The organism is Microbacterium sp. NPDC091662 (genome assembly GCF_044756705.1).
Classification (GTDB): domain Bacteria; phylum Actinomycetota; class Actinomycetes; order Actinomycetales; family Microbacteriaceae; genus Microbacterium.
Genome location: NZ_JBIVTM010000001.1, coordinates 1,776,912 through 1,801,409 on the forward strand (window position 1 = coordinate 1,776,912; position 24,498 = coordinate 1,801,409).

General features: G+C 68.3%; 22 protein-coding genes, 1 tRNA gene and 1 pseudogene. 10 read left to right on the forward strand and 14 right to left on the reverse strand.

Annotated elements, in window-relative coordinates; all coding sequences use genetic code 11:
- Positions 1-35: 35 nt before the first annotated feature.
- Positions 36-929, reverse strand: a complete 894-nt coding sequence (locus ACIQLD_RS08740) for a helix-turn-helix domain-containing protein (RefSeq protein WP_402607375.1) — start codon at positions 927-929, stop codon at positions 36-38.
- A 146-nt stretch (positions 930-1,075) separates the two neighbouring features.
- Between ACIQLD_RS08740 and ACIQLD_RS08745 the strand changes: the two genes are divergently transcribed.
- On the forward strand, positions 1,076-2,131 hold the full coding sequence (locus tag ACIQLD_RS08745) for an iron-containing redox enzyme family protein (protein ID WP_402607377.1): 1,056 nt from the start codon (positions 1,076-1,078) through the stop codon (positions 2,129-2,131).
- Entirely contained in the window at positions 2,128-2,334 is a 207-nt protein-coding gene (locus ACIQLD_RS08750; RefSeq protein ID WP_402607379.1) for a CDGSH iron-sulfur domain-containing protein, read from the forward strand. The genes ACIQLD_RS08745 and ACIQLD_RS08750 overlap by 4 nt, the downstream gene beginning before the upstream one ends.
- Positions 2,335-2,414: 80 nt before the next feature.
- On the opposite strand, the gene ACIQLD_RS08755 is transcribed toward ACIQLD_RS08750, so the two are convergent.
- Positions 2,415-3,194 carry a YggS family pyridoxal phosphate-dependent enzyme gene (locus tag ACIQLD_RS08755; protein ID WP_402607381.1) on the reverse strand — a complete coding sequence of 260 codons (780 nt, stop codon included), beginning with the start codon at positions 3,192-3,194 and terminating at the stop codon, positions 2,415-2,417.
- An 80-nt stretch (positions 3,195-3,274) separates the two neighbouring features.
- Between ACIQLD_RS08755 and gabT the strand changes: the two are divergent.
- A pseudogene (gene gabT / locus ACIQLD_RS08760) lies at positions 3,275-4,614 on the forward strand (4-aminobutyrate--2-oxoglutarate transaminase).
- A 16-nt stretch (positions 4,615-4,630) separates the two neighbouring features.
- Here gabT and ACIQLD_RS08765 read toward each other — a convergent pair.
- A complete protein-coding gene (locus ACIQLD_RS08765) occupies positions 4,631-5,311 on the reverse strand; it encodes an HAD-IA family hydrolase (RefSeq protein WP_402607383.1) in 681 nt (226 codons plus the stop codon).
- Positions 5,312-5,361: 50 nt separating this feature from the next.
- On the opposite strand from ACIQLD_RS08765, the gene ACIQLD_RS08770 reads away from it, so the two are divergent.
- Positions 5,362-6,372 carry a type I glyceraldehyde-3-phosphate dehydrogenase gene (locus ACIQLD_RS08770; RefSeq protein ID WP_402607386.1) on the forward strand — a complete coding sequence of 337 codons (1,011 nt, stop codon included), beginning with the start codon at positions 5,362-5,364 and terminating at the stop codon, positions 6,370-6,372.
- Positions 6,369-7,133: a glutamine amidotransferase gene (locus ACIQLD_RS08775; RefSeq protein WP_402607388.1), complete on the forward strand. Its 765-nt coding sequence runs from the start codon at positions 6,369-6,371 to the stop codon at positions 7,131-7,133. Before ACIQLD_RS08770 ends, ACIQLD_RS08775 begins: the two co-directional genes overlap by 4 nt.
- 79 nt (positions 7,134-7,212) lie before the next feature.
- Here the strand turns inward: ACIQLD_RS08775 and ACIQLD_RS08780 are convergent, their stop codons facing one another.
- Entirely contained in the window at positions 7,213-7,758 is a 546-nt protein-coding gene (locus ACIQLD_RS08780; protein ID WP_402607391.1) for a carboxymuconolactone decarboxylase family protein, read from the reverse strand.
- 123 nt (positions 7,759-7,881) lie between these two features.
- Here ACIQLD_RS08780 and ACIQLD_RS08785 point away from each other — a divergent pair, with 123 nt between their 5' ends.
- Positions 7,882-8,733 carry an AraC family transcriptional regulator gene (locus ACIQLD_RS08785; RefSeq protein ID WP_402607393.1) on the forward strand — a complete coding sequence of 284 codons (852 nt, stop codon included), beginning with the start codon at positions 7,882-7,884 and terminating at the stop codon, positions 8,731-8,733.
- A gap of 37 nt (positions 8,734-8,770) precedes the next feature.
- On the opposite strand, the gene ACIQLD_RS08790 is transcribed toward ACIQLD_RS08785, so the two are convergent.
- The 4 genes from ACIQLD_RS08790 to ACIQLD_RS08805 all read right to left on the reverse strand — a co-directional run bounded on the left by ACIQLD_RS08790 (position 8,771) and on the right by ACIQLD_RS08805 (position 12,619).
- Positions 8,771-9,883: a DegT/DnrJ/EryC1/StrS family aminotransferase gene (locus ACIQLD_RS08790; RefSeq protein ID WP_402607395.1), complete on the reverse strand. Its 1,113-nt coding sequence runs from the start codon at positions 9,881-9,883 to the stop codon at positions 8,771-8,773.
- Between the two features lie 43 nt (positions 9,884-9,926).
- Positions 9,927-9,997 (reverse strand) — tRNA-Cys (locus ACIQLD_RS08795).
- A 13-nt stretch (positions 9,998-10,010) separates the two neighbouring features.
- Positions 10,011-11,261, reverse strand: coding sequence for a pyridoxal phosphate-dependent aminotransferase (locus ACIQLD_RS08800; protein WP_402607397.1), 1,251 nt, complete (start codon positions 11,259-11,261; stop codon positions 10,011-10,013).
- Positions 11,258-12,619, reverse strand: coding sequence for an aminotransferase class I/II-fold pyridoxal phosphate-dependent enzyme (locus ACIQLD_RS08805; RefSeq protein WP_402607399.1), 1,362 nt, complete (start codon positions 12,617-12,619; stop codon positions 11,258-11,260). Before ACIQLD_RS08805 ends, ACIQLD_RS08800 begins: the two co-directional genes overlap by 4 nt.
- Before the next feature lie 101 nt (positions 12,620-12,720).
- Here ACIQLD_RS08805 and ACIQLD_RS08810 point away from each other — a divergent pair, with 101 nt between their 5' ends.
- Both ACIQLD_RS08810 and ACIQLD_RS08815 read left to right on the forward strand, forming a co-directional pair.
- Positions 12,721-13,506, forward strand: a complete 786-nt coding sequence (locus ACIQLD_RS08810; RefSeq protein ID WP_402607402.1) for a DNA/RNA non-specific endonuclease — start codon at positions 12,721-12,723, stop codon at positions 13,504-13,506.
- 29 nt (positions 13,507-13,535) lie between these two features.
- Complete coding sequence (locus tag ACIQLD_RS08815) at positions 13,536-14,270, forward strand: hypothetical protein (RefSeq protein ID WP_402607405.1); 735 nt, start codon at positions 13,536-13,538, stop codon at positions 14,268-14,270.
- On the opposite strand, the gene ACIQLD_RS08820 is transcribed toward ACIQLD_RS08815, so the two are convergent.
- From ACIQLD_RS08820 to ACIQLD_RS08835, 4 genes are read right to left on the reverse strand one after another with little or no spacing between them, the layout of a single operon-like run.
- Positions 14,234-15,322, reverse strand: a complete 1,089-nt coding sequence (locus tag ACIQLD_RS08820) for an alkene reductase (RefSeq protein ID WP_402607407.1) — start codon at positions 15,320-15,322, stop codon at positions 14,234-14,236. The genes ACIQLD_RS08815 and ACIQLD_RS08820 overlap by 37 nt on opposite strands.
- A 51-nt stretch (positions 15,323-15,373) precedes the next feature.
- Positions 15,374-15,904, reverse strand: a complete 531-nt coding sequence (locus ACIQLD_RS08825; protein ID WP_402607409.1) for a MarR family winged helix-turn-helix transcriptional regulator — start codon at positions 15,902-15,904, stop codon at positions 15,374-15,376.
- 54 nt (positions 15,905-15,958) lie between these two features.
- Positions 15,959-16,453 carry a MarR family winged helix-turn-helix transcriptional regulator gene (locus ACIQLD_RS08830; RefSeq protein WP_402607411.1) on the reverse strand — a complete coding sequence of 165 codons (495 nt, stop codon included), beginning with the start codon at positions 16,451-16,453 and terminating at the stop codon, positions 15,959-15,961.
- Positions 16,416-18,161 carry an MDR family MFS transporter gene (locus ACIQLD_RS08835; protein WP_402607414.1) on the reverse strand — a complete coding sequence of 582 codons (1,746 nt, stop codon included), beginning with the start codon at positions 18,159-18,161 and terminating at the stop codon, positions 16,416-16,418. The genes ACIQLD_RS08830 and ACIQLD_RS08835 overlap by 38 nt, the downstream gene beginning before the upstream one ends.
- Positions 18,162-18,289: 128 nt before the next feature.
- Here ACIQLD_RS08835 and ACIQLD_RS08840 point away from each other — a divergent pair, with 128 nt between their 5' ends.
- Complete coding sequence (locus ACIQLD_RS08840) at positions 18,290-19,180, forward strand: alpha/beta fold hydrolase (RefSeq protein WP_402607417.1); 891 nt, start codon at positions 18,290-18,292, stop codon at positions 19,178-19,180.
- Between the two features lie 13 nt (positions 19,181-19,193).
- Here the strand turns inward: ACIQLD_RS08840 and ACIQLD_RS08845 are convergent, their stop codons facing one another.
- Positions 19,194-19,955 (reverse strand): glycosyltransferase family 2 protein, encoded by a 762-nt coding sequence (locus ACIQLD_RS08845; protein ID WP_402607420.1) that lies wholly within the window; start codon positions 19,953-19,955, stop codon positions 19,194-19,196.
- A gap of 194 nt (positions 19,956-20,149) precedes the next feature.
- Here ACIQLD_RS08845 and ACIQLD_RS08850 point away from each other — a divergent pair, with 194 nt between their 5' ends.
- Entirely contained in the window at positions 20,150-22,525 is a 2,376-nt protein-coding gene (locus tag ACIQLD_RS08850; protein WP_402607423.1) for an arylsulfatase, read from the forward strand.
- 51 nt (positions 22,526-22,576) lie between these two features.
- On the opposite strand, the gene ACIQLD_RS08855 is transcribed toward ACIQLD_RS08850, so the two are convergent.
- Complete coding sequence (locus ACIQLD_RS08855) at positions 22,577-24,385, reverse strand: oleate hydratase (RefSeq protein WP_402607425.1); 1,809 nt, start codon at positions 24,383-24,385, stop codon at positions 22,577-22,579.
- Positions 24,386-24,498 lie beyond the last annotated feature (113 nt).

Sequence of the window (24,498 nt, forward strand, 5' to 3'; positions counted from 1 at the left end):
GACGACGTTTGGACTTCCGTCCATGGACTTTGCCGTCAGATCATTGGACTATCCGCCGCCCCCCACGCATCGCTTGGACGAATTCCGTCAACCGGTGTTCGGGCCTGCTGTTGCCGGAACACCGACGGCGCAGTTCCAGTGCGCCGTCGGAAGAGACGTGAGAAGTAGGCCGCGTCGTCGTAGCCGACCTGCGCGGCGATCTGCCCGACATCGAGACGGGTCTCCGCCAAAAGCGACTGCGCCCGCGCGATGCGCACCTCGATCACGAAGTCGTTCACCGTGAGCCCGGTCGCGGCCCGCACGGCGTCTTGCAGCTCGCGCGCGGTGAGCCCGACGGCGTCGGCACGGGCGGCGACCGGGAGCGTCCGGGTCGCACCGCGGGTGACGAGATCGACGACGGTCGCACCGTCGGTCGCTCCCTCCCCCGGATCGGAGGAATCGAGGATGGCGAGCAGGAGCCGTTGTGTCGCGACCGATGCTGCGAGCTCCGCGCGCGGTCCCACGGCCGCGGCGGCCTCGCGCAGCTCGCGGAAGATCGCGTCCGCGTGTTCGACCGGCCGGAGAAGCTTCTGCACCGGCCGATGACGACCTCCCAGTCCGCTCGCCTCGAATGCCGCGAAGGGCTCGCCCTCGAAAAGCACCCAGTGCTCGGACCATCCCCGGGCGTCGGAACCGTATCCGTGGAGCACACCGGGGGCGAGCCAGATCACCGCCGGCCCCTCGACCGGCGTCTGCAGGCTGCGCGGTTCGTACTCCTCGTAGGCGCCGCGCCCCTCGGAGATGTACACGAGACCGCGGGTCGGGAGCGCCCGTCGACGGAACGGCGGCTGCAGACCCGCCTGCTCGCCGGCACCATGGCACGAGATCAGGAACCGCCGCATCGCGTGGCGCGGAGAGGCGTAGTGGGACCAGGAGGTCGGCGGCGTCATCGACGTCAGCCTAGTGCTGCGCCCGTGGGCTGTGCCGCGAACCGACCCCCGCGAGTGACCCACGGATGAGCGCACGTCAAGTCCCTGGCCGGATCCCGATCCTGCGCCCAGGATACGAGTGTCCGCATCGATTGGAAGCCCGACACATGACCTCATCCGCGCCGACATCCGCCCCGGCATCCACCCCATCTCTCGTGTTCTCCGACAGAGGACCGGTGAGTCGCGCAGTGATCGCGCATCTCACCGGAGCGGACCACGCCTGTGACCACTCCGCCCTCGCCGAGGAGGCTGTGACGGCGAGCACCGACGTCGCCCGCGACGACGACATCCAGCTCGCCCTGTTCGTGCTCTACGCCTCCGCCTACGGATCGCTCCCCCAGCTGGATCCCGACCTGGAGTGGAATCCGGCGCTCCTCGCGACCCGACGCCTGCTCGAAGCGGCCTTCGAGCGCGATCTGCGTGCGAGCGTACCGATGCCGGACCTCCCGGAGCCGACGGTGGATGCCGTCGGACGGGCGCTCTTCGCGCTCGCGGACGCCGATTCCGGACCGAGCCTGTCGCGCTACTTCGCGAAGAAGGCCACCGAGGCTCAGGCGCAGGAGATGCTCATCCAGCGCTCGGCGTACACACTGCGCGAGGCGGATCCGCACTCCTGGGCGATTCCTCGATTGGATGGACGCGCCAAGGCGGCGCTCGTCGAGATCCAGTCCGACGAGTACGGCGGCGGGCGCCCCCATCGCGTGCATGCCACGCTCTTCGCGCGAGCGATGCGCGCCGCCGGTCTCGATGCCACCTACGGCGCCTACATCGACGACCTGCCCGCCGTCATTCTCGCGTCGCTCAACATGATGTCGATGTTCGGCCTCAATCGCCGCCTGGTCGGTTCGATCGTCGGGCACCTGGCCGCCTACGAGATGACCTCGTCGATTCCGTGCCGCCTGTACGCCGACGGTCTGCGCCGCCTGGGGTTCGCCCCCGACGTGACCGAGTACTTCGACGAGCACGTCGAGGCCGACGCGGTGCACGAGCAGATCGCCGCCCGAGACCTCGCCGGCAGTCTCGCCGAGGATCACCCGGAGCTGCTGCCCGACATCATGTTCGGTGCGGCCGCCGGACTCACGATGGATGGCTGGGGTGGCACGCACATCCTGCAGTCCTGGTCTGCGGGCGCCTCTTCCCTGCGCGCACGGATGCCATCGTGAGCGTCGACCGCGATCGTACGACGATCACGCCGTATCCCGACGGCCCGCTGCTCGTCCGCGGTGACATCGATCTGCGCACGGCCGACGGCGAGCCGATCGCTCAGCACCGCCGCACCGTGGCACTGTGCCGCTGCGGCCTCTCGGCTCTCAAACCCTTCTGCGACGGCACCCACAAGGCGGCGGGATTCCGCACCGACGACTGAGGCCGCGACCACGATCCAGCGAGCAGACGACCGTAGCGACGGCGAGCCCGATCACCCGGACGGCGACACGGCACGAGCGTTCACCCCTCGGGCCAGTAGTAGCTGTCCGGGAGAGCGCGGGCGCCGAAGATCGCCTGCCCGACGCGCACACAGGTCGCCCCCTCTTCGACGGCGATCTCGTAGTCGCCCGACATGCCCATCGACAGCTCGCCCGCGCCGATCAGTTCGGGGGCGTCTTCTCTGGCCCGATCCCGCAGCGTGCGCAGCAGGGAGAAGCACGCACGCACACGGGCGTCGTCGGGGGTGAGGATGGCGAGGGTCATCAGCCCCCGCACCCGCAGCGTCTCGTACGAGGGAAGCGCCTCCAGGAATGCCGGGAGCTCTTCGGGAGGCATGCCGAACTTCGAATCCTCGGCCGAGGTGTTCACCTGCACGAACACGTCGAGGCTGCGGCCTGCGGCCTGGAGACGCCGATCGAGCGCCTCGGCGACCCGCAGCCGGTCGAGAGCCTGGAACTCCGTGGCGAACGCGGCGACGTCTCTGGCTTTGTTGGTCTGCAGGTGTCCGATGATCGACCACGACACATCGAGGTCCGCGGTCTCGCCGTTCTTGCGCACCGCCTCCTGCACCTTGTTCTCGCCCAGCAGCCGCATCCCCGACCGGATCGCGACCCGGACGCGCTCGGTCGGAACGGTCTTGCTCACCGGCAGCAGCGTCACATCTTCCGGGGCACGACCCGCCCGCTGTGCCGCCGTGGCGATGCGTGATTGCACGCTCGCGAGGTTGTGTCGGAAGTCCTCGGTGGTGAACGCCGTCGGATAGCGGTCGTCAGAGCCGACCGGTGTCTCCATTTTTGACATAGGTCAAACACTAACATAGTCTTAGGCCGATTCGACCGGGCGAGGTCCTTCGCTCGGCACCGCTCACCCAAGGAGCCGCCATGCCCTCGCCTCTCGTTCTCCCCGATGCCTCCGCCGCCCCCGCCCTCCTGACCGAAGTCCCCGGACCGCGCAGCCGGGAGATCCACGAGCGTCGCATGAGAACGGTCGCCCGGGGCGTCGGCAGCGTGCTGCCGGTGTACATCGCGCACGCCGAGGGCCCGTGGCTCACCGATGTCGACGGCAACCGCTTCCTCGACCTGGGCAGCGGCATCGGCGTCACCACGATCGGGCACGGCAATCCCGCAGCGATCGCCGCCGCTGCCGCGCAGCTCGATCAGGTGACGCACACGCTCTTCACCGTGACCCCCTATGAGGGGTACGTCCGGCTGGCGGAGCGCCTCGCCGAGAAGACACCGGGCAGTCATGAGAAGCGCTCGGTCTTCGTGAACTCCGGCGCGGAAGCCGTCGAGAACGCGGTCAAGATCGCGCGTCGGCACACGGGCCGCCGCGCGGTCGCCGCCCTCGACCACGCCTTCCACGGGCGCACCAACCTCACTCTCGCGATGAACCACAAGGCCGCGTACGGCACCGGGTTCGGACCCTTCGCCTCCGACATCCACCGCGTGCCCAACTCGTACCCGTACCGCGACGGACTCACGGGCGCGCAGGCGGCACAGCGGACGATCACCCACCTGGAGCAGCGCATCGGCACCATCGACCTCGCCGCCCTGATCGCGGAGCCCATCCAGGGCGAGGGTGGATTCGTGGTTCCCGCTGACGGCTATCTCCCCGCGCTGCAGGAATGGTGCACGCGAAACGGCGTGGTGTGTTCATCGCCGACGAGATCCAGACGGGGCTCGGTCGCACGGGCTCCTGGTTCGCCAGTGAGCACTTCGGTCTCGTCCCCGACCTCGTGCTCACGGCGAAGGGCATCGCGGCAGGCCTCCCCCTCGCGGGCGTCACCGGTCGTGCCGAGATCATGGATGCCCCCGACCCCGGTGGGCTCGGGGGCACCTTCGGCGGCAATCCGGTGTCCATCGCCGCCGCATTGTCGGTCTTCGACGAACTCGATCACGGCGACTTCTTCACGGAGGCGCTGCGCATCGGCGTACGCCTGCGGCACCACCTCACCGCCCTCGCCTCACGCCACCCGTCGATCGGAGACGTACGCGGGATCGGCGCGATGTACGCGTTCGAGCTCACCGACCCCGAGACCTCGCACCCGGCAGCCGGTGCGGCATCGGCGATCGCGGCCTTCGCCGCGCAGCACGGCATCCTGCTGTTGACGGCAGGCAGCGACTCGAACGTCATCCGCTTCCTGCCGACCCTCACGACCACCGATGATCAGATCGACATCGCGATGGACGTGATCGACCGGGCCCTGACGACGCTCGGCTGATGCCCGGCCGGTATCGTCAGCCGACGCCACCCGATCCATCGACCACGAGGACGCCCTCCCGCCATCGCACGCCGCCGAGGTCGGCGACGACCACGTCGGGGTCGCCGTCCGCGGACCCCGCGCCGACCCCGACCACGAATCCGGCACCCGCCGCGCGGGCCGAGCGGATTCCCGGGACGGAGTCCTCGAACACGATGCAGTCCTCGGCGACACGCGCCAGCCGGTACGCACCGAGGAGATACGGGTCGGGTTCCGGCTTTCCGCGGGTCACGTCCTCCGCCGCGACCAGGGTCGGAGGGGTCGGCACGTCGGAGCTGCGCAGCCGGGCCAACGCCACGGTGCGGTTGCTGCTCGTCACGACCGCCCAGGCGTCGCGCGGCAGCGACCGCACCAGGCGTGCAGCACCGGGGATCTCCCTCGTATGCACGGCCGCCTCGACCTCGAGGGCGATCAGCTCTGCGGTCGCGGCGTCCGAGGCATCCGGGCCGACCAGATCCGCGACGACGTCACGCGGCCTCATGCCATGCGGCGCATCCCTCACGAAGTCGAACGACGGGGCGTGCCGACGCGCCCACGACTCCCAGGCGGGTGCGGCCGCTGCGACGGAATCCACCAGGACGCCGTCGCAGTCGAAGAGCAATCCGGCTCCCGCGAACTCCCAGGAATCTCCGTTTCGCGCGTGTGATAATTTTGGCATAGGCCAAAACTATCACCGGCACGGGGGGACCGCGCCATAGAGGGGGCACCATGCCAACGAGAATCGCCGTCAACGGACTGGGCCGAATAGGTCGCAACCAGCTCCGTCTGCTGCTCACCCGACGATCCGGGCTCGAGCTCGTGGCTGTGAACGACCCGCGCGGCCCTCGCGCTCTCGCCGAGCTGCTCAGGGGAGACGGCCGCAGCGGCCCCGCGACCCGCGGTGTGCGATTCGACGACGATCACCTGTTCCTCAACGGCCACGCGATCCGCATGTTCTCGGAACGCGATCCCCGGCGGCTTCCGTGGGCCGAGCTCGGGGTCGACATCGTGATCGAATCGACGGGCACCGAGACCCGGTCCGACGACGCGAGGAAGCATCTGATCGCGGGAGCCACGAAGGTGATCATGATGGTTCCCACCGCGGGCGACGACGGCACGTTCATGCGCGGCGTCAACGAGCACGCCTACGACCCGGCCCGGCACCACGTCATCTCGAGCGCCTCCTGCACGACGAACTGTCTCGCGCCCGTGGCGAAGGTCTTCCACGAGGCCTTCGGTATCGATGCGGGTCTGATGACGACGATTCACGCCGACTCGACCGACGTCCTCCTGCAGGACATCCCCCATTCCGATCCGCGGTCCCCACGCGGAAAGAGCGGCAAGATCACGGCCGGCGGCTCGGGGGCAGCGCTGGCCATCGGACGCGTGCTCCCCGAGCTCGACGGTCGCCTCGACAGCTTCGCCCTTCGCGTCGCCGCGATCAGCGGCTCGATCACGCACCTCACGGTCACCGCCTCCCGCCCGGTGACGGTCGACGAGGTCAGGGCGGCCTACGAGACGGCCGCCGAAGGTCCGCTGAAAGGAATCCTGCGCTGCGCCGACGACGAGATCGCCATCGCCGACACCGTCATCGACCCGCATTCGTCGATCCTCGATGCCGGGCTGATCCGGGTGATCGGGTCGCAGGTGAAGATCTCCACCTGGTACGACGACGAGTGGGGGTACTCGCACCGTCTCACCGAGCTCGCCGAACACGTCGCAGAAAGGATGTCCGCATGACGAACTCCGCCTCGCAGGCGCGCACCGCACTCGCGTTCCGGCACGTGCATTTCGAAGATCTGGGGATCATCGAACCACTCCTCCACGAACGCGGGTATCACGTGCAGTACGTCGACCTCGGCATCGAGGCCATCGACATCGAGCGCGTGGATGATGCCGATCTGCTGATCGTGCTGGGTGGACCGATCGGCGCGAATGACACCGACGGCTACCCGCTGCTGCACGCCTCGAAGGAGGCGGTCGCGCATCGGCTCCGATCGGGGAGGCCTCTGCTGGGGATCTGTCTCGGCGCACAGCTGATCGCCGAAGGCATGGGCGCCGAGGTGCGCCCGACCGGTGCGGTCGAGATCGGCTACATGCCCCTCGACCTCACGATGGAGGGCCTCGACTCGCCGCTGCGTGGGCTCGACGGGCTGCCGGTGCTGCACTGGCACGGAGACGCATTCACGATTCCCACAGGGGCCCGCCATCTGGCATCCACTCCCGAGTTCCCGAATCAGGCCTTCAGCACGGATACCGTGCTCGCCCTGCAGTTCCACCTCGAAGCCGACCACCGCACCATCGGACGCTGGCTGATCGGGCACGCGCACGAGCTGCATCACAACGGCATCGACCCGCGCATCATCCGGGAGGACGCCAGAACCTACGGACCGAAACTCGAGAGTGCGGCCCGAACCGCGATCACATCGTGGCTGAACGCCGTCGAACGATCCGCTCCCGCGCCTGACAGCGCCGACCGCCTAGCCGCACCGACCGCCTGACAGCACCGACCGTCGTCCGGCAGCACCGACGCCGAAGGGGCCGGGTCCACTGGACCCGGCCCCTTCGTCTGCGACGTGATCAGCTCGCGCGACGCAGTGCCACGCTCGGGAAGTCGATCGGGACATCCAGTGCGATGTTCACGTAGTTCGTGAACAGGTTCAGCGCGACCTGCGCGATCGTCTCGACGATCTGCTCGTCGGTCCAGCCCTGTGCGCGCACCGCGTCGACATCAGCAGACGACACCTGGCCGCGCTCCTCGACGAGCTTCAGCGCGAAAGCGAGCAGGGCTGCCGTCTGCGGGTCGTCGGACTCGCCGCTCTGCGCCGCAGTGAGGGTCTCGCGGCTGAGGCCGGCCTTCTTGCCGAGAGCGGTGTGCGCCGCGAGGCAGTACAGGCACGAGTTGCGATCGGCGACCGCGACGGCGATCTGCTCGCCGAGCTCCGGCCCGAGCGAGCCTCCGCCGAAGGCGCCGAACGCGCCCCACATGCTCGTGAGAGCGGCCGGAGAGTTGGCGACAGCACGGAACATGGCCGGTACCGCCCCGAAGGCTCCGGCGATCTGGTCGAGTTGCTCCTTGACGTCTCCGGTGGCGTCGTCGCGGTCGATGAGAGGGACGTTGGGCACGGGATGCTCCTTCGATGAGAGGGTGAGCCGCGGTTGCGGACTCCTCCAGTCTTTCGAGGAATCTCGGACGATACGCACCAAAGAGTCTTGCTTTCATGACAGATCGTCCACAAGACTGGACTCATGCCGCCTCTCGACCGCCTCTCCCCGCTCCTCGAGCGATTCCGCGTGCGTACACGCCTCTTCCACAACGGCCCCCTCTGCGGGACGACGGTGTTTCCGGCGAGCGGTGGGCACGGGTTCCTCCACGTGCTGCGTCGCGGCGAGATGGAGGTGACCCACCGCCGCGCGGACGGCGGCACCGAACGCGAGGTCATCACCCGACCGAGCCTGCTGTTCTTCCCCCGCCCGATCGACCACTCCTTCCTCAACGCACCGACCGATGAATCCGACTTCGCCTGCGCGACGCTCGACTTCGACGGCGGCGCCACGCACCCCCTGGTGCGCACGCTGCCATCGTCGATCGTCCTGCCGCTCGACGAGGTCGAAACGCTCAGCCCCGCACTCGACCTGATGTTCTCCGAGGTCGACAACGTTCGCTGCGGTCGCCCCCTCGTGGCTGATCGCATGTTCGAGGTCGTGCTCATCCAGCTGCTGCGGTGGATGCTCGATCACGCGGAGCGGCTCGACCTCCCTCCCGGACTCATCCCCGGCCTCGCCGACGAACGACTCGCCCCCGCGCTCGTCGCGGTGCACGAAGCTCCGGGAGAACCCTGGACTCTGGAGTCCCTGGCCCGCACCGCCAACATGTCGCGGAGCGCGTTCGCGGCACGGTTCAAGGAGGTGCTCGGGCGCTCTCCCGGCGACTACCTGACCGAGTGGCGGCTCACGATCGCGCAAGAGCAGCTTCGCGCGGGCATGTCCGTCAGCGCCGTGGCGGCGGAGCTGGGTTACGCCAGTTCCTCTGCGTTCTCGCGGGTGTTCACCCAGCGCATCGGACACTCACCGCGGACCTGGCTGACGTTGGCCGCGTGACGGTAGACCCCTGACGGGCCCCGTGTGACGTCAGCGCTCAGCGACCGGCCGCGAGCACCGCTCCGAGCCCGTCGATCACTCGTTCGAGATCTGCGGGCGAGAGCGAGGGATGAACCGGGATGGAGAGCACTTCTTGCGCCGCCCGCTCGGTCTCCGGCAGCTCCGCTTCGGGAGCGAACCTTTGCAGGGACGGCAGCCGATGGTTCGGGATCGGGTAGTAGACGCCTGCGCCGACTCCGTGCTCGTCCCGAAGGGCATCGCGCACACGATCCCGCTCGCCGTCCGCGATGCGCACGGTGTACTGGTGATAGACGTGCTCTGCTTCGGGAGCGACCGGCGGAACGGTGAGGCCGTCGAGGCCGGCGAGCTCGGCATCCAGCAGTGCGGCGTTGCGCTGGCGCTGCCTCGTCCACTCCCCCACCTTGCCCAATTGCACACGACCGACCGCCGCATGCACCTCGCTCATGCGGTTGTTGTATCCGACGATCTCGTTCGCGTACTGCGTCTCCATCCCCTGGTTGCGCAGCAGTCGCACCGCCCTGGCGAGATCCTCCCGCGCACACGAGACGATGCCGCCCTCGATGGCGGTCATGTTCTTGGTCGGGTAGAGACTGAACATCCCGAACGCGCCGATGGTTCCTGCGGGGCGCCCTCGCCACGCGGCTCCATGCGCCTGCGCGGCATCCTCGTAGATCGCGAGACCGTGCTCGGCAGCCAGCCCCTCGATGTCATCGACGAGGAAGGGGTGACCGTAGAGGTGCACGGGCATGATCCCCTTCGTTCTCGGGGTGATCGCCGCTCGCACCCGTTCGGGGTCGAGCGTGAAGTGCGCCGGCTCGATGTCGGCGAAGACCGGAGTCGCACCGGCGAGGACGACCGAGTTGGCGACGGCCGCGAATGTGAAGGAGGGGACGATCACCTCGTCCCCCGGCCCCACGCCCGCGGCGATGAGCCCGAGCAGCTGACCGCTCGTGCCGGAGTTGACGGCGACCGCCGTGCGTCCGTCGAGGAACTGCGCGGAGAACTCCGCCTCGAAGGCTGCGACCTCGGGCCCCTGGGCGAGCATGCCGCTGCGGAGCACGCGTTCGACGGCGGCGACCTCGTCATCGCCGATGATCGGCTTGGCGGCGGGAATGAATGCGCTATCCATCACGGAAGCCCTTCGTCGGCGGTGGCTCGTGTGAGCCCGGTTGAGGTGGAGGCAGGAATCGAACCTGCGTACACGGTCTTGCGGACCGCGACCTGGCCACTCGGTCACTCCACCGGGTCGGATGCGCTCAGCGCCCCGGCGGGGAGTACCCGTTCAGGAACGTTCCGAGACGGCGGAGCGCGTCGGTGAGCACGTCGGCTTCCGGCAGGAAAGCGATCCGGAGGTGGTCGGGGGTCTGCAGGTTGAAAGCCCTGCCGTGCACGAGAAGGATCCTCTCGGCGTCGAGGAAGTCGAGCACCAGCTGCTCGTCGTCTTCGATGCCGTGCACCTCTGGATCCAGGCGCGGGAAGAGATAGAGGCCCCCGCCCGCCGGCTGCGTGTCGACCCCCGGAATGGCGTCGAGCGCCTCGAGCGCCGCGTCCCGTTGCCGCGTGAGCCGACCGTCGGGAGCCACCAGCGCACCGAGGGACTCGTCCTGCGTCAACGCCGCGGTGATCGCGTGCTGGGCAGGCACGGACGCGCACATGCGCATCGAGGCGAGCAGCCGCACCCCGGAGAGGAAGGGATCGTCGTGGTCGAACCCCGTCGTCGTCATCCATGCGGCGCGGTATCCCGCGACTCTGTGCGTCTTGGAGAGCCCGGCGAAGGTGACGCACGGAAGGTCGGGCGCGACCTGCGCCATCGACACGTGCTCGAATCCGGGAAAGACGACCCGGTCGTAGATCTCGTCGGAGAGCAGCAGGAGGCCATGACGTCGTGCGAGGTCGGCGATCTGCTCGAGAACCGTGCGTGCGTAGACCGCACCGGTCGGATTGTTCGGGTTGATCACGACGATGGCGGCGGTTCGCGGACCGATCGACGCCTCCATCGCCGCCAGATCGGGGCTCCACCCTTCGACCTCGACGCACGGATAGTGCACGGCCCGCCCTCCGGCCAGCACCGTCGATGCGGTCCACAGGGGGTAGTCAGGGCTCGGGATGAGCACCTCGTCGCCGGGCTCGAGCAGTGCCTGCAGCGTCAGCCCCACGAGTTCCGAGACGCCGTTGCCCACGGTGATGTCGTCGAGCCCCAGAGCGGGGAAGCCGGGGCGCAGCGCGTAGTGCGCAGCGATCGCCTCGCGGGTCTCCGGGAGCCCCGCGGATTCGGAGTACCCGTGCGCATGAGGCAGAGCCGACCGGAGCGCCTCGACGATGGCCGGCGGAGCCTCGAAACCGAACGGGGCCGGGTTGCCGATGTTGAGACGGAGGATGGACTCTCCCCGCCTCTCCAGTTCGGCCGCACGCTCGGCCACCGGTCCGCGCAGGTCGTACAGGACGCCTTCCAACCGCGAGGAGCGTCCGATCCGATGGTCGGCCCTCCCCGGCCGGGACGCGGTCATGCCTCCGCCCCGGATGGGCTCGAACCGCCGGCGACAGCGACGAGGTCGTCGACGAGGCGCTGCAGCTCCGCGTCGTCGAGGGTGTGCACGGTCAGACGAAGATGAGTGGAGCCCTGCGAGCTGCCAGGATCGAGCGCGAACTCGGAACCGGGGCGCACGAGCCATCCGCGCGAAGCGAGGCGCCGACTGACCTCCGTCGCATCGCCACGGACATCGACCCACACGTTGAGGCCGCTGTCCGCCTGCGCCGGCATCCCCCGATCGACGAGCATCGACACGAAGACACGGTTGCGCCGCGCATAGTGCTCGCCCGCCTCGACGATCAGCTGCTGGGTGTCGCCATCGCGCAGCATCGCGGCGGCGAGGCGCTGCATCACGTGGCTCACCCACATGGTGCCGGGGCTCAGGCGCAGCGCCAGTCGCTGGGCGGTCACCGGATCTGATGCCGTCACCGCAAGGCGCATGTCGGGCCCGAGGAACTTCGACACCGACCGCACCAATGCCCAGCGCTGCTGCGTCGGCGAGATGATGCTCGCGTACGGCGTGGGCGCGAGAAGCGAGAAGTGATCGTCTTCGATGACCAGCACATGCGGATGATCGGCGAGGACCTCGCGGAGCTCGCGCGCCCGTGCGTCGCTGGTGCCGACACCGGTCGGGTTGTGGGCACGCGGCGTGCAGACGATCGCACGGGCGCCGCTCTCGAGCGCCGCTCGCAGACCCGCGACCGTCATTCCCTCACGATCGACGGGAATGGCGACCGGCAGGTACCCGGCGAGACGGGCGGTGTGGATGCTGGAGAGGAAGCACGGGTCTTCGAGCCCGACGCGGTCGCCCTGCACCAGGGTCTGGGCCAGGAGGCGCTCGACGGCATCGACCGCACCGGCCGTGATCGACAGGCGGAACGGACGCGGGTGGTCGGCGGCGATCCACTCGGTCGCCCACTCGGCGAGGTCTGCGTCGATGACGGACTCGCCGTAGAGCACGTGGCCCGGCGTGACCGCGGCGAAGGCGGCTGCGAGGTCGGGAAGATGGGCGGCATCGGGGTTTCCGCTGCCGAGATCATGCAGCACCGAGCCGGGGGTGAAGCCCTCATCGAGGTTCTGCGCCGGCCCGAGCACCGTGGTTCCGGTGCGGCCACCCGTTGCGGCGATGCGCGCGGTGACCAGCGAGCGATAGGCCGCCAGCACCGTGTTCCGGTTCACCCCGAGGCGAGCGGCGAGAGACCGGACCGACGGCAGCTGATCGCCCGGAGCATATGCGCCCCGCTCGACGAGGTCGCGTACGCTCTCGGAGATCTCGGCGGCGGTCGATCCCACGATGCCATCCGAGACGTCTTCGCGATCGGGAGCCTGAGCCATGGTTCGACCGTAGGCGATTCTTTGACCTATGTCAAAAGATCGTCGCCGCCCGGCGCGGTCTCGGGGATGCGCACGTCGGCGGCACCCTGCACGATGGGTGCATGACCGACGGCTACGACGCGGACTTCCTCGGAACGCCACTCCCCCTCCCTCGCCCTGCCCAGAAGGTGCGCGTACTTGCGTACCCCCGGTTCACTGTGCTGCTCGACCCCGAGCGACGAATCGCGGCGGTGACGGCCGTGAACATCGACGGAGCCACGTTGCAGAACCTGCCGCGCACCGGCGACTGGCGACTCGACGATCGCCTCCCGGCCGACGAGCAGGCAGGTCCCGAGGTGTACACGCGCAACGACCTCGACCGCGGTCACCTCGTGCGGCGACGGGACCCCGGGTGGGGGCCGACGCAGACCGCGCGTGCCGCGAGCGAGGCGACCTTCTTCTACCCCAACGCCGCACCGCAGGCCGCCGGATTCAACCAGTCGAAGGAGCTCTGGCTCGGCCTCGAAGACCATGTGCTCGCCTACGCCGAGACCACCGATCAGCGCGTTTCGGTGTTCACCTCCCCGGTGCTCGCCGAGAGCGACCCGCCCTACCGCGGAATCCGGGTGCCGCTCCGCTTCTGGAAGATCGCCGCCTGGCACGGGCCCGACGGCCTCGCCGCCGCGGGGTTCGTGCTCGATCAGTCCGAACTCGTCGACACGGGGAACGAGACGCTCGCCGCCCCTCCGCTCGGCGCCTTCCGCACATTCCAGGTGCCGATCGCCGACATCGCCGCCCTGACCGGGATCGATCTCGGCGCACTGGTCGAGGCCGACGTGCTCGTGCGCCCGGGCGCACGGGAGACCGGATGGCGGACTCTCGACTCCGCGGGCGACATCGTGCTGTGATCCGGGTGCGATCGAGGCACACTGTACCGATGGAGTACAGCGGAGTGGTCCCGACGGATGCCCCCGACCCGAGCATCGAGTCCGACGCGCGGTTGCGGAGCCTTCCCTTCCCGGTGTTCGAGCTGAAGCCGCAGCGCACGCTCACGCGCCTTCCGATGGCCGGCTTCACGGAGATGTCCGGTTCGGCCGGTCGCGAAGAGATTTCGACGTCGTTCAGCTACACCCTGTGGAGATATCCCGACGACCACGACGATCCGCGAAACGAGGTCGAGCTCGACGAGGCGACGAGGCGTTCCCTCGAAGACGAGCCCGCATGGGAGCGCCCCGCGTGGCTGATCGAGCAGGTGAGGACGTTCCGGTACCCCATGCTCTGGGAGGCTGTCCGCACCACCTGGCACGCTTCCCCGACGCGCGAGAGGAGCTCCCTCGCCGACCAGCTCGTCGCCCACACCAACCACATCCTGCGCAACCGATTCCGCGAGGAACTCGGACTCTCGCCCGACCCGAGCCTCGACACCGACGACGCGTGGGAAACCAGGACCACGGCGGTGGCGCACGCCTCGCTCGACGTCGACGGAGAGGACCACGCGGCCCTGCAGATCGACACCGACCCGTTCGTCTACAGCGTCGGATTCCGCGTCGACGAGCATGTCGTGTGCACCGCCGTGATCCCGCGGGACGCTCTGCCCTTGGTCCACCTCGCCGTCACGCGCTTCTGGACGCCGCCTCAGACTCCGGCGCGCACCGACTCCAGCGACGGGTAGTCGCTGTACCCCTCGGCGGTCCGACCGTAGAACAGCTCGGGACGCGGATCGTTGAGCTCCGCCCCCTGCATCCAGCGCTCGACCAGGTCGGGGTTGGCGATCACGGGACGGCCGGCGGCGACCGCATCCGCCCACCCATCGGCCACGAGCGACTCGGCGTCCTGCTTGGTCGTGTCGAGAGCGAATCCGGTGTTGACGATCAGAGGCGCACCCGCCGTGCGACGGATGTGCTGCACGAGCTCTCCGGCGGGGTCGGCGTTGAGCACATCGATGAAGGCGAGCCCGAGCGGTGCGAGCCCTTCGGCGACGGCGGTGTACGTCGCACGGACATCGGCGTCGTCCTCTTCCAACACACCCTGGATGTTGTGCTGCGGAGAGAGGCGGATGCCGGTGCGGTCGGCCCCGATCGCAGCGGAGACGGCCGCGCTGACCTCGATCGCGAAGCGGGCACGGTTCTCGGGCGACCCGCCGTACGAGTCCTCGCGGATGTTCGACACCGGCGAGAGGAACTCGTGCACGAGATAGCCGTTCGCGCCGTGCACCTCGACGCCGTCGAAACCGGCGGCGATCGCGTTGCGGGCAGCCTGCGCGAACTGCTCGACGACCTCGGGGATCTCGTCGAGAGTGAGCGCATGAGCCACCGGCAGATCGGCCTTGCCCTCGGGCGTGCGCGTCTGTCCGGGCGCGGCGAGCGCACTGGGGGCGACGACCCGCGCCTCGCCGGAGATGGCGGGGTGCCCCACACGGCCGCCGTGCATGAGCTGCATCACGATCGTTCCCCCCGCGTCATGGACGGCTGCGGTGATCGGCTTCCACGCCTCGATCTGCGCCGACGTCACGATGCCCGGCTGCCCGGGATAAGACTTGCCCTCGGCCGCCGGCCACGTGCCCTCGGAGATGATGAGCCCCTGCCCCGCGCGCTGCCGGTAGTAGTCCTGCATCGTGGCCGTCGGGACGCCGTCGTCATCCGCGCGGGTGCGGGTGAGAGGCGCCATGACGACGCGGTTGGACAGCTGCAGGGCGCCGAAGACGGCCGGTTCGTAGAGAGTCACAGTGGGAGGTAAGGCGCGAGCGGATCGCCGTATTCCCCGCCGGTGCTTCCCTCAGCCGCCGAGGCCGGCGAGCAGATCGGCGAAGTGGTCGAGGTCGGCCGCGGTCCAGTTGCGCAGTCGCTCGCCGATGCGCCCCTCGTAGCGCGAGCGGGCGAGCGCCACGCGCTCCTGCGCCAGTTCCGTCGCCACGAGCACACGGGCCCTGCGGTCTTCCGGGTCCGGCACGCTCTCGACGAGCCCCAGCTGTTCGAGCTGTCGCACCTGACGACTCACCGCCGACTTGTCGGTCTGCAGCCGTTCGATGATCGCACCGGCCGAGGTCGCCTTGCCGGTCGCGATGGAGGTCAGCACCTGATAGCCGAGGGGCTGCAGATCGGGGTGCACGGTGGCTGCGGCCTCACGCCAGCCGATGCGGATCCGCGCGAAGAGCCGACCCAGTTCCTGCTCGACCCTGGTGACGGCCTGGTCGAGTTCGGCGTCTCCGAGCAGATCCGTCGCAGAACCGGATGCACGGGTTTCGCCGGGGATCTCGGAGGAGTCGTCGGCAGCGTCATCGGCAGGGGCGTCGGAGGAGGCGCTCATGCTCGCCAGTGTACGGCGAAGCCCCGCTGTCGATCGTGACAGCGGGGCTTCGGATCAGACCTCGGCGAGCAGCCGGAAGGCCTTGGATGCCGCTCGGATCTCTTCGGGAGTCAGCTCATCGATCACGGCCTGAAGTCGGGTGCCGTAGTCGCGGCGGACCTCGGCGAGCGCACCGCAGGCCGAAGCGGTCACGCTCAGCACTCGCAGCCGACCGTCGCGCTCATCCGGCCGGGACTCCAGCAGCTCCAGCTCCTCGAGCATGCGCACCTGACGGCTGATGACCGACTTGTCCATCTCGAAGCGTTCGGCGATCTCATGCGCGTTCGCGGTTCCCGCCCTGTCGATGAAGGTGAGCAGCTTGTAGCCGGCCACCTGCAGCTCCGGATGCACCCTGGCCGCGGATTCCTTCCACAGCGACCGGGTCCTCGCGAAGATGAGGTTCAGGTGCGCCTGCAGGTCACCGAGCGCGCTGTCGACATCCGACGCCACGACCGCTCCCGAGGCCATGACCTCAGCGCTCCCCGTCCCGGTCTTCGCGATCACGGTCATCGCGGGCACCGTCTTCGCGCTCGAGGACGCGCACCGATCCGGTCGTGGTCGACGCCGACTCCGCACCCTCGATCCGGATGGCTCCGGTGGACAGCGACGCGCCGACCTCGGCCTCGGAGACCTCGATCACCGACTCCTCGGCCTGCTCGAGCATCTGCTCGGCGGCGTTCTTGGTCGACAACGGCTTGTTCCTGATGAACGCGATCGCGATGATGGCGATCACCGCGAGCGGGATCGCGATGATGAACGCATCGGCGATGCCGTGCCCGTAGGCCCCCTCGACGATCGCACGGATCGTGTCGGGCAGCTGTCCGACCTTCGGCACATCACCCGAGGCGAGGTGCTTGAGCGCGTCGACCTCGGCGGGCGTCGACGGCACGAAGCCGTCGAGCGCGTCGGTGATGTAGTTCGCCACGCTCGTGGAGAGCAGCGATCCCATCACGGTGACGCCGATGGTGCCGGCGATCGTGCGGAAGAAGTTCACGTTCGACGAGGCCGCACCCAACTGCTGCGGAGCCGTGTCGTTCTGCACGATGAGGGTCAGGTTCTGCATGACCATGCCGAGGCCGGCACCGAGCACGAACATGTAGACGGCCACGAGCGGGAACGGGGTGTCGTAGCGGAGCGTGGCCATCAGGCTGACGCCCACGGTCGCGAGCACCGACCCGGTCAGCATCCAGCCCTTCCACTTGCCGAAGCGGCTCACGAGCTGGCCGATGATGATCGACGCGCCCATCTGCCCGATGATCATCGGGATGGTCATGAGGCCCGACTCGGTGGGCGTGGCGCCACGGGCGAGCTGGAAGTACTGCGCGAGGAACACCGACGTGGCGAACATCGAGACGCCGATGGCGATCGAGGCGATCACCGACAGCGTGAAGGTGCGGTTGCGGAACAGCGACATCGGGACGATCGGTTCCTTGACGAAGAACTCGACCGTGATGAACGCGGCGATCGCGACGGCGGCGGTGACGATCAGCATGATGCTCGTCGAGGAGTCCCAGTCGAACTGGTTGCCGCCCATCGATACCCAGATCAGGAGGGTCGAGACACCGACAGCCAGGAGCACGATGCCGAAGTAGTCGATCGACACCTTGGTGTCGCGCTGGGGCTTCGGCAGGTGCAGGGTGAACTGCAGCAGCACCAGGGCGAGGATCGCGAAGGGCACGCCGACGAAGAAGTTGGAGCGCCAGCCCCATACGTCGGTGAGGAGTCCGCCGAGCAGCGGGCCGCCGATGGTGCCGAGGGCCATGATGCCGCCGACGACGCCCATGTACTTGCCGCGCTCACGCGGGGAGATGATGAGGGCCACGGCGATCATGACCAGCGACATCAGGCCGCCGACGCCGATGCCCTGGATCACGCGGACCGCGATGAGCATGTTCGTGTCGGTCGAGAAACCGGCGATCACGGTGCCGACCGTGAAGAGGATGAGGGAGATCTGGACGAGCACCTTGCGGTCGACGAGGTCGGCGAGCTTTCCCCAGATCGGGGTGGAGACGGCGGTGGCCAGAAGGCTCGCGGTGATGACCCAGGTGTACTGGGACTGGGTGCCGCCGAGGTCGGCGATGATGACCGGCATCGAGGTCGACACCACGGTGCCCGAGAGCACGGCGACGAACATGCCGACGACGAGCCCGGAGATCGCGGTGAAGACCTCGCGAGCCGAACGGGTCGTCTCGGGGGGTGCGGATGGGGTATGTGTCACGGGGTAACGCTCCTGCGTAGAAAGTTGATCGAGGTCAACCATACGCCTTTAGTTGCCAAAGCGCAACTAAAGGCGTATGTGCTCGCCTCTTGCTTCTCCTCGGGGGAGGCGGGCGGTACCGTGTCAGCGTGTCGACTGATTCCAGGAGCGGACGGGCGCCCGGCGCCCCGGCCTCCCTCGACGCAGCCATCGGAGACGTGGACTGGACCGTGCCTCCGGCCGGATCGAAGAGATCGTGGTTCCGCGCCCCGAGCGGCGAGCTGTCCGTGATCTCACTGGGCGATCCCACGCATCCGCGCGTGGTCCTGGTACCGGGTGCCACCGGTTCCAAGGAGGACTTCGCTCTGATGCTTCCGCTGCTGGCCGAGGCGGGGTACTTCGCGCAGTCGTTCGACCTCGCCGGGCAGTACGAGTCGCACGCTGCCGGCGCGAACTCCGCCTACACCTATGAGCTGTTCACCGGCGATCTCATCGCCTTCCTCGAGGCGGGAGCTCCGGCTCATCTGCTCGGGTACTCGTTCGCCGGCACGGTCGCGCAGCTCGTGGCCGTCCGCCGCTCCGACCTCGTCCTCTCCCTCGCCCTGCTCACCACTCCCCCGGGTTCCGGAAACGTGTTCGCGAGCATGAAGTGGCTCGGCCCCCTCGCCCCGATCGCGAGCCCGCGCCGCGGAGCCGGCCTCATGATCTGGGGGATCGTGACGAACAAGAACCGGGTGCCGCCGCGACGACTCGAGTTCGTCCGGTCACGGTTCGCGCTGACGAGCAGGCGCAGCGTCGACGAGATCGTCGGCCTGATGATGGTCTCGCCCGATCTGCGGAGCCGGGTGCGGGCCCTGCCGATGCCCAAGCTCGTCGTCGCGGGCTCGCACGACCTGTGGCCGCTCACCGCGCACGAACGGTATGCCCGCGAGATCGACGCCGCGTTCCGGGCATATCCGACGGGACACAGCCCGAGCGAGACCACCCCGCATCAGCTGACCGCCGACCTGCTCGCTCTCTACGCCCAGGCTCGCCGCTGATCCCCCGCCGGCGTCACCGGCCGACCGCGGACCGGTCGGCCTCTCGCCGTGCCTGCCGCCGCCGATGCAGGGGCTCTTCCGACAGGTGCAGCCGGACGGTGGGCACCACGTAGCTCAGCCGCCGTCGGAGCGACGCCCAGTCCTGGAACGGCCGCGCCGACACCTCGACCACGAGGCCTCGATCGCGCAGCACGGTCATCCCCGGGCGCACATGGAACGACAGGTCGAAGTCGTCATGGATGTTCGTCTGCTCTCGGTGCACCTCGGCGCTCAGCATCCGCCAGACGGTGGCGCGCATGGCCATGTTCGATCCGTAGAGGGGCGCATGTCCGAGGACGGGAGTCATCGACGCGTACATGCCGCCGATGTAGAGGTGCTCCCCCATCCAATGCACCAACGGGGTCGAGCCGTAGAAGCGCGGTTCGCCCGTGACGAAGTCGACGTCGGGGCGATCGCGGAATGTGCGTTCGATCCGCTCCACCCAGTCCGGACCCGGGCGGGAGTCGGCGTCGAGGCGGGCGATGATGTCTCCGGTCGCCGCGTCGTAGCCGGCCGAAGACGCCCGGGGGATCCCCGGAATCGGTTCGCTCACGATCCGGGCGCCGAACCTCTCAACCACGCCGACCGTGTCATCGCTGCTGCCGTTGTCGACGATGACGATCTCATCGGCCCGCCGGGACTGCCGAGCGAGCGCGCTCAGACACACTTCCAGCAGGCGGGCGTCGTTCCGCACCGGGATCACCACGGACACGGAGCGAGAGAAGGCGGTCGTCATCGTCCCCCCATTGTGCGCGTCGCCCACCGTTTCATGTGTGCGGCTCGCCCTCACCCGAAGTTCGCGCCGCGACACCGCCAAAGTCGCCAGGGTGATTCCGAACCGCGGGGCCGAGGACCGTTCGCCTCCGCTCGTATCGTGAAGGAAATGGTCGCGAAGGCGGCGATCGTGGGACGACGACGCGGAGGATCAGCATGGCGGTTGGCGGAAATTCAGTGTTCAGGAACGTGCTCCCGGTTCCGGATCTCGATCGGCCGCATCTGACGGTCTACGACGCCAAGGATCCGGAGGCCTCGCACCCGCCGATCGAGCAGATACGCCCGCCCGCCGGTGCACCGAACGTGCTCGTCGTGCTGATCGACGACGCCGGGTACGGTTCCTCGAGCGTCTTCGGCGGCCCGTGTGAGACGCCGAACCTCGAGAAGATCGCCGGCCAGGGCCTGCGCTACACCCGGTTCCACACGACGGCGCTGTGCTCGCCGACGAGAGCGGCTCTGCTGTCCGGTCGCAACCACCACACGGTCAACATGGGCGGCATCACCGAGGGCGCGACGTCGGCTCCAGGCCAGACGAGCCTGCGCCCGAACACCTGCGCGCCGGTCGCGGAGACTCTGCGCCTCAACGGCTATTCCACCGCGCAGTTCGGCAAGTGCCATGAGGTTCCGGTGTGGGAGACGAGTCCGGTCGGTCCGTTCGACCGCTGGCCGCACCCGGGCGGAGGATTCGAGTACTTCTTCGGTTTCCTCGGCGGCGAGACCAGCCAGTACTACCCTGCCCTCTATGAGAACGTGAACCCGGTCGAGCCGAGCCGGACGCCGGAGGAGGGCTACACGCTGAACGAGGACCTGGCCGACCACGCGATCGCGTACATCGAGCGACAGAAATCCCTGACGCCGGACAAGCCGTTTTTCCTCTACTACGCACCCGGCGGGACACACGCGCCGCACCATGTGCCTGCCGAGTGGTCCGACCGCTACGCCGGACATTTCGACGAGGGATGGGACGCGGTCCGCGAGCAGACCCTCGCCCGCCAGAAGGAACGGGGAGTCGTCGCCGCGGACACCGTGCTCACCGCACGCCCCGAGGGCATCGCCGCCTGGGAGGACGTCGACGAGGCGATGAAGCCCGTGCTCGCTCGACAGATGGAGGTCTATGCCGGATACATGGAGCAGACCGACCACCACATCGGCCGCATCCTCGACTCGCTGGAAGATCTCGGGATCCTCGACGAGACCCTCGTGATCGCGATCATCGGCGACAACGGAGCCTCCGCGGAGGGAACGCTGCAGGGCACTCTCAACGAGATGATCACCCTCAACGGCTTCGGCGCCCTCGAGACGCCGGAACGTCTCGCCGCGAGCATCGATGAGCTCGGCACCCCGGCCTCGTACAACCATTACGCGGTCGGCTGGGCGCACGCGATGAACACGCCTTTCCAGTGGACCAAGCAGGTCGCATCCCACTTCGGCGGGACCCGCAACGGCACCATCGTGCGCTGGCCCGCCGCGATCAAGGCGAGCGGCGAGGTGCGCAACCAGTTCCACCACGTGATCGACATCGCCCCCACGATCCTCGAAGCGGCGGGCATCCCCGAGCCGACGGCCGTGCACGGCGTCACGCAGAAGCCCTACGAGGGCGTCAGTCTCGCCTATACGTTCGACGACGGCGACGCCGACGAGCGCCACACCACCCAGTACTTCGAGATGGTCGGCAACCGCGGGATCTATCACAACGGATGGACCGCGGTCACGAAGCACCGCACCCCGTGGGAGACCGGCGAGGAGAAGCTCGCCGCGTTCGACGACGACGTGTGGGAGCTGTACGACACGACCGTCGACTGGAGCCAGGCGAACAACCTCGCCGCCGAGCATCCCGAACGCCTGCACGAACTGCAGCGGCTGTGGCTCATCGAGGCCGTCAAATACAACGTGCTGCCGCTCGACGACCGGTTCGCCGAGCGCGCCAACCCCGACCTCGCAGGCCGGCCGAAGCTCGTCGACGGAACCACGCAGCGCCTACGCGGACGAATGACCCGTCTCACGGAGGAGTCGGTGCTCAACATCAAGAACCGGTCGCACGCGGTCACCGCGCAGATCACAGTTCCCGAAGCTGGCGCTGACGGTGTCGTCATCGCCCAGGGCGGACTGGCGGGCGGCTGGGCACTGTATGCACACGAGGGCGCCCTCTCGTACTGCTACAACTTCTTCGGCATCGATCACAACATCGTGCGCGCGGAGAGTCCCCTCGCGCCGGGCGACCACCTCGTGCGCTTCGAGTTCGACTACGACGGCGGAGGGCTCGCGAAGGGCGGCACCGTGACGCTGTTCGTCGACGGCGAGGCCGTCGGCTCCGGACGGGTCGAGCGCACGGAGCCGGGTCGGTTCTCGGCGGATGAGACCCTCGACGTCGGAGTCGATACCGGCTCCCCGGTCAGCCCCGACTACACCGCTCGCGGGAACACCTTCACGGGCGCGATCGCTTGGGCGCAGATCGACACCGGCGAGCTCGACCCGCAGCACCATGCCGCGGAGCACGAGCTGCACCTTACGGTCGCGTTCGGTACTCAGTAGGCGACGCCGCTGCGGGGGAGCGAGGCCGCGTCCCCACTCCCCCGCAGGCGATCACTCGATGGCGTCGTCCGCTCGCTCGCGCCTGGTCGTGCTTCCGTGCGCCGGGATCAGACCGAAGTCGGTGAGAAGCTCGCCCATCTGGGTGTTGTCGAGCTTGTCGAGAAGCTTGCCCTTCACGAAGTTCGGCCCGGGGATGTGCACGGCCTCGCCATCGCGCAACCGCGCAGTCGCCTTCAGCAGATAGCGGATGTCGTAGGTGGAGTTGAACACCTCCGGCACCCCACGCTCGATGTCGAGCAGTTGGTACGTGGCCTCCATCGCCGTGCGCACCGAGTACTCGGTCGTGAAGATGGTGTCGCGGGTGGTCTCGGCGAACTGACCGAGGAAGGCGAAGTTCACACTGCCGTCCGGCACCACCTGTGGGCGGTCGCCGGCCTTGCGCGGCAGGAAGAACGACGTGACGTACGGCATCATCACCGGCACCGTCTTTGCGGCGGAGGCAGCGAGCTCGGGGATGTCAGCAACGGGGACACCGAGGTGATACAACCACTCCTGGGCGATCTCCTCACCCGTGCAATCCTGCATCGGCTTCTTGACGAAGTCGCCCGGCGTCTCGACGAACAGTCCGTACACCCACACCACGATCTCGTTGGGCTTCTGCGACTTGAAATGCGGTTGCCGGTTCACGGTCCAGCTCATCAGCCACGACGAGTCCTTCGCCGTGACGATGCCACCGGTGACGACCTTCCCCGAGAAGGGGTCGCGCTGTGCGATCTTCTCGATGTACGCGGGGATGCGCTCGTCGATCGTGGTGACGGTCGCCGACTCCCACTTCGTCTTGTCGATGTCGTTGCAGAACACCTCGGGACGCCCGAACTCCGGAGACTTCGCGGCGACCTTCTTCCAGAAGTCCCACGCGGGGGCGGGGCCGTCGAGGAGCCGGGGTGCGGTGTTCTGGTCGCCGTTGTCGGAGTTCTCCGTCAGCGACCCGATCGTCATGAGGCACAGGTCGTCCGGTCCGAGGTCGACGCCACCGGGCTCGCCGTCGGCGATCCAGTCGATGCGCGTCGCCTGCTTGCGCCCCTCCGTGATGTCGAAATGCACGTCGGTGACGGTGTGATGGAAGCGGAACCGCACCCCGTGGTCGTCGAGGTACTTCCGCATGGGCAGCACGAGCGATTCGTATTGGTTGTACTTCGTGAACTTGAGCGCCGACAGGTCGGGGAGCCCTCCGATGTGATGCATGAAGCGGTGCAGGTACAGCTTCATCTCCAGGGCCGAGTGCCACTCCTCGAAGGCGAACATCGTGCGCCAGTAGAGCCAGAAGTTGCTCGCGAGGAACTCGTCGCCGAACACCTCATCGATGCGCTTGCCCTCCATCTGCTCCCGCGTGGCGAGGATCACATCGATGATGTCCTTCTGCGCCTTCTCGGAGAGCGTGAACAACTTGTTCGTGTGGGCGTCCTGCCCCTGCTTCTCCGTCACGCGGCACAGGGACGAGTTCGGGTCGTCCTTGTTCAGCCAGTAGAACTCGTCGAGCACGCTGGCGCCGTCGATCTCGAGCGACGGCACCGAGCGGAACAGATCCCACAGACACTCCATGTGGTCCTCGAGCTCGCGCCCGCCGCGGATCACGAATCCCTTCTCCGGATACTTGATGCCGTCGAGCGCTCCGCCGGGAAGACCCAGCTCCTCGAGGATCGTGATCCGCTCGCCGGCGATCTGGCCGTCGCGGATCATGAAGATCGCCGCCGCCATCGCGGCGAGCCCGCCACCGACGAGCCACACGGTCTTCTCGTCCGCCCCCTCGGGTTTGCGGGGCCGCGCGAACGCCTCGTAGTTTCCGTTGCTTCGATACATGTCGATCTTCCTTCCCACCCATCGGTCGATTCGCGTCCAGTAGACCGCAGGGGCGCGAGGAACGGAAGGCGGGCCGGGGCATCTCACCCGTAGTAGACGGGCTGGAAGAATCG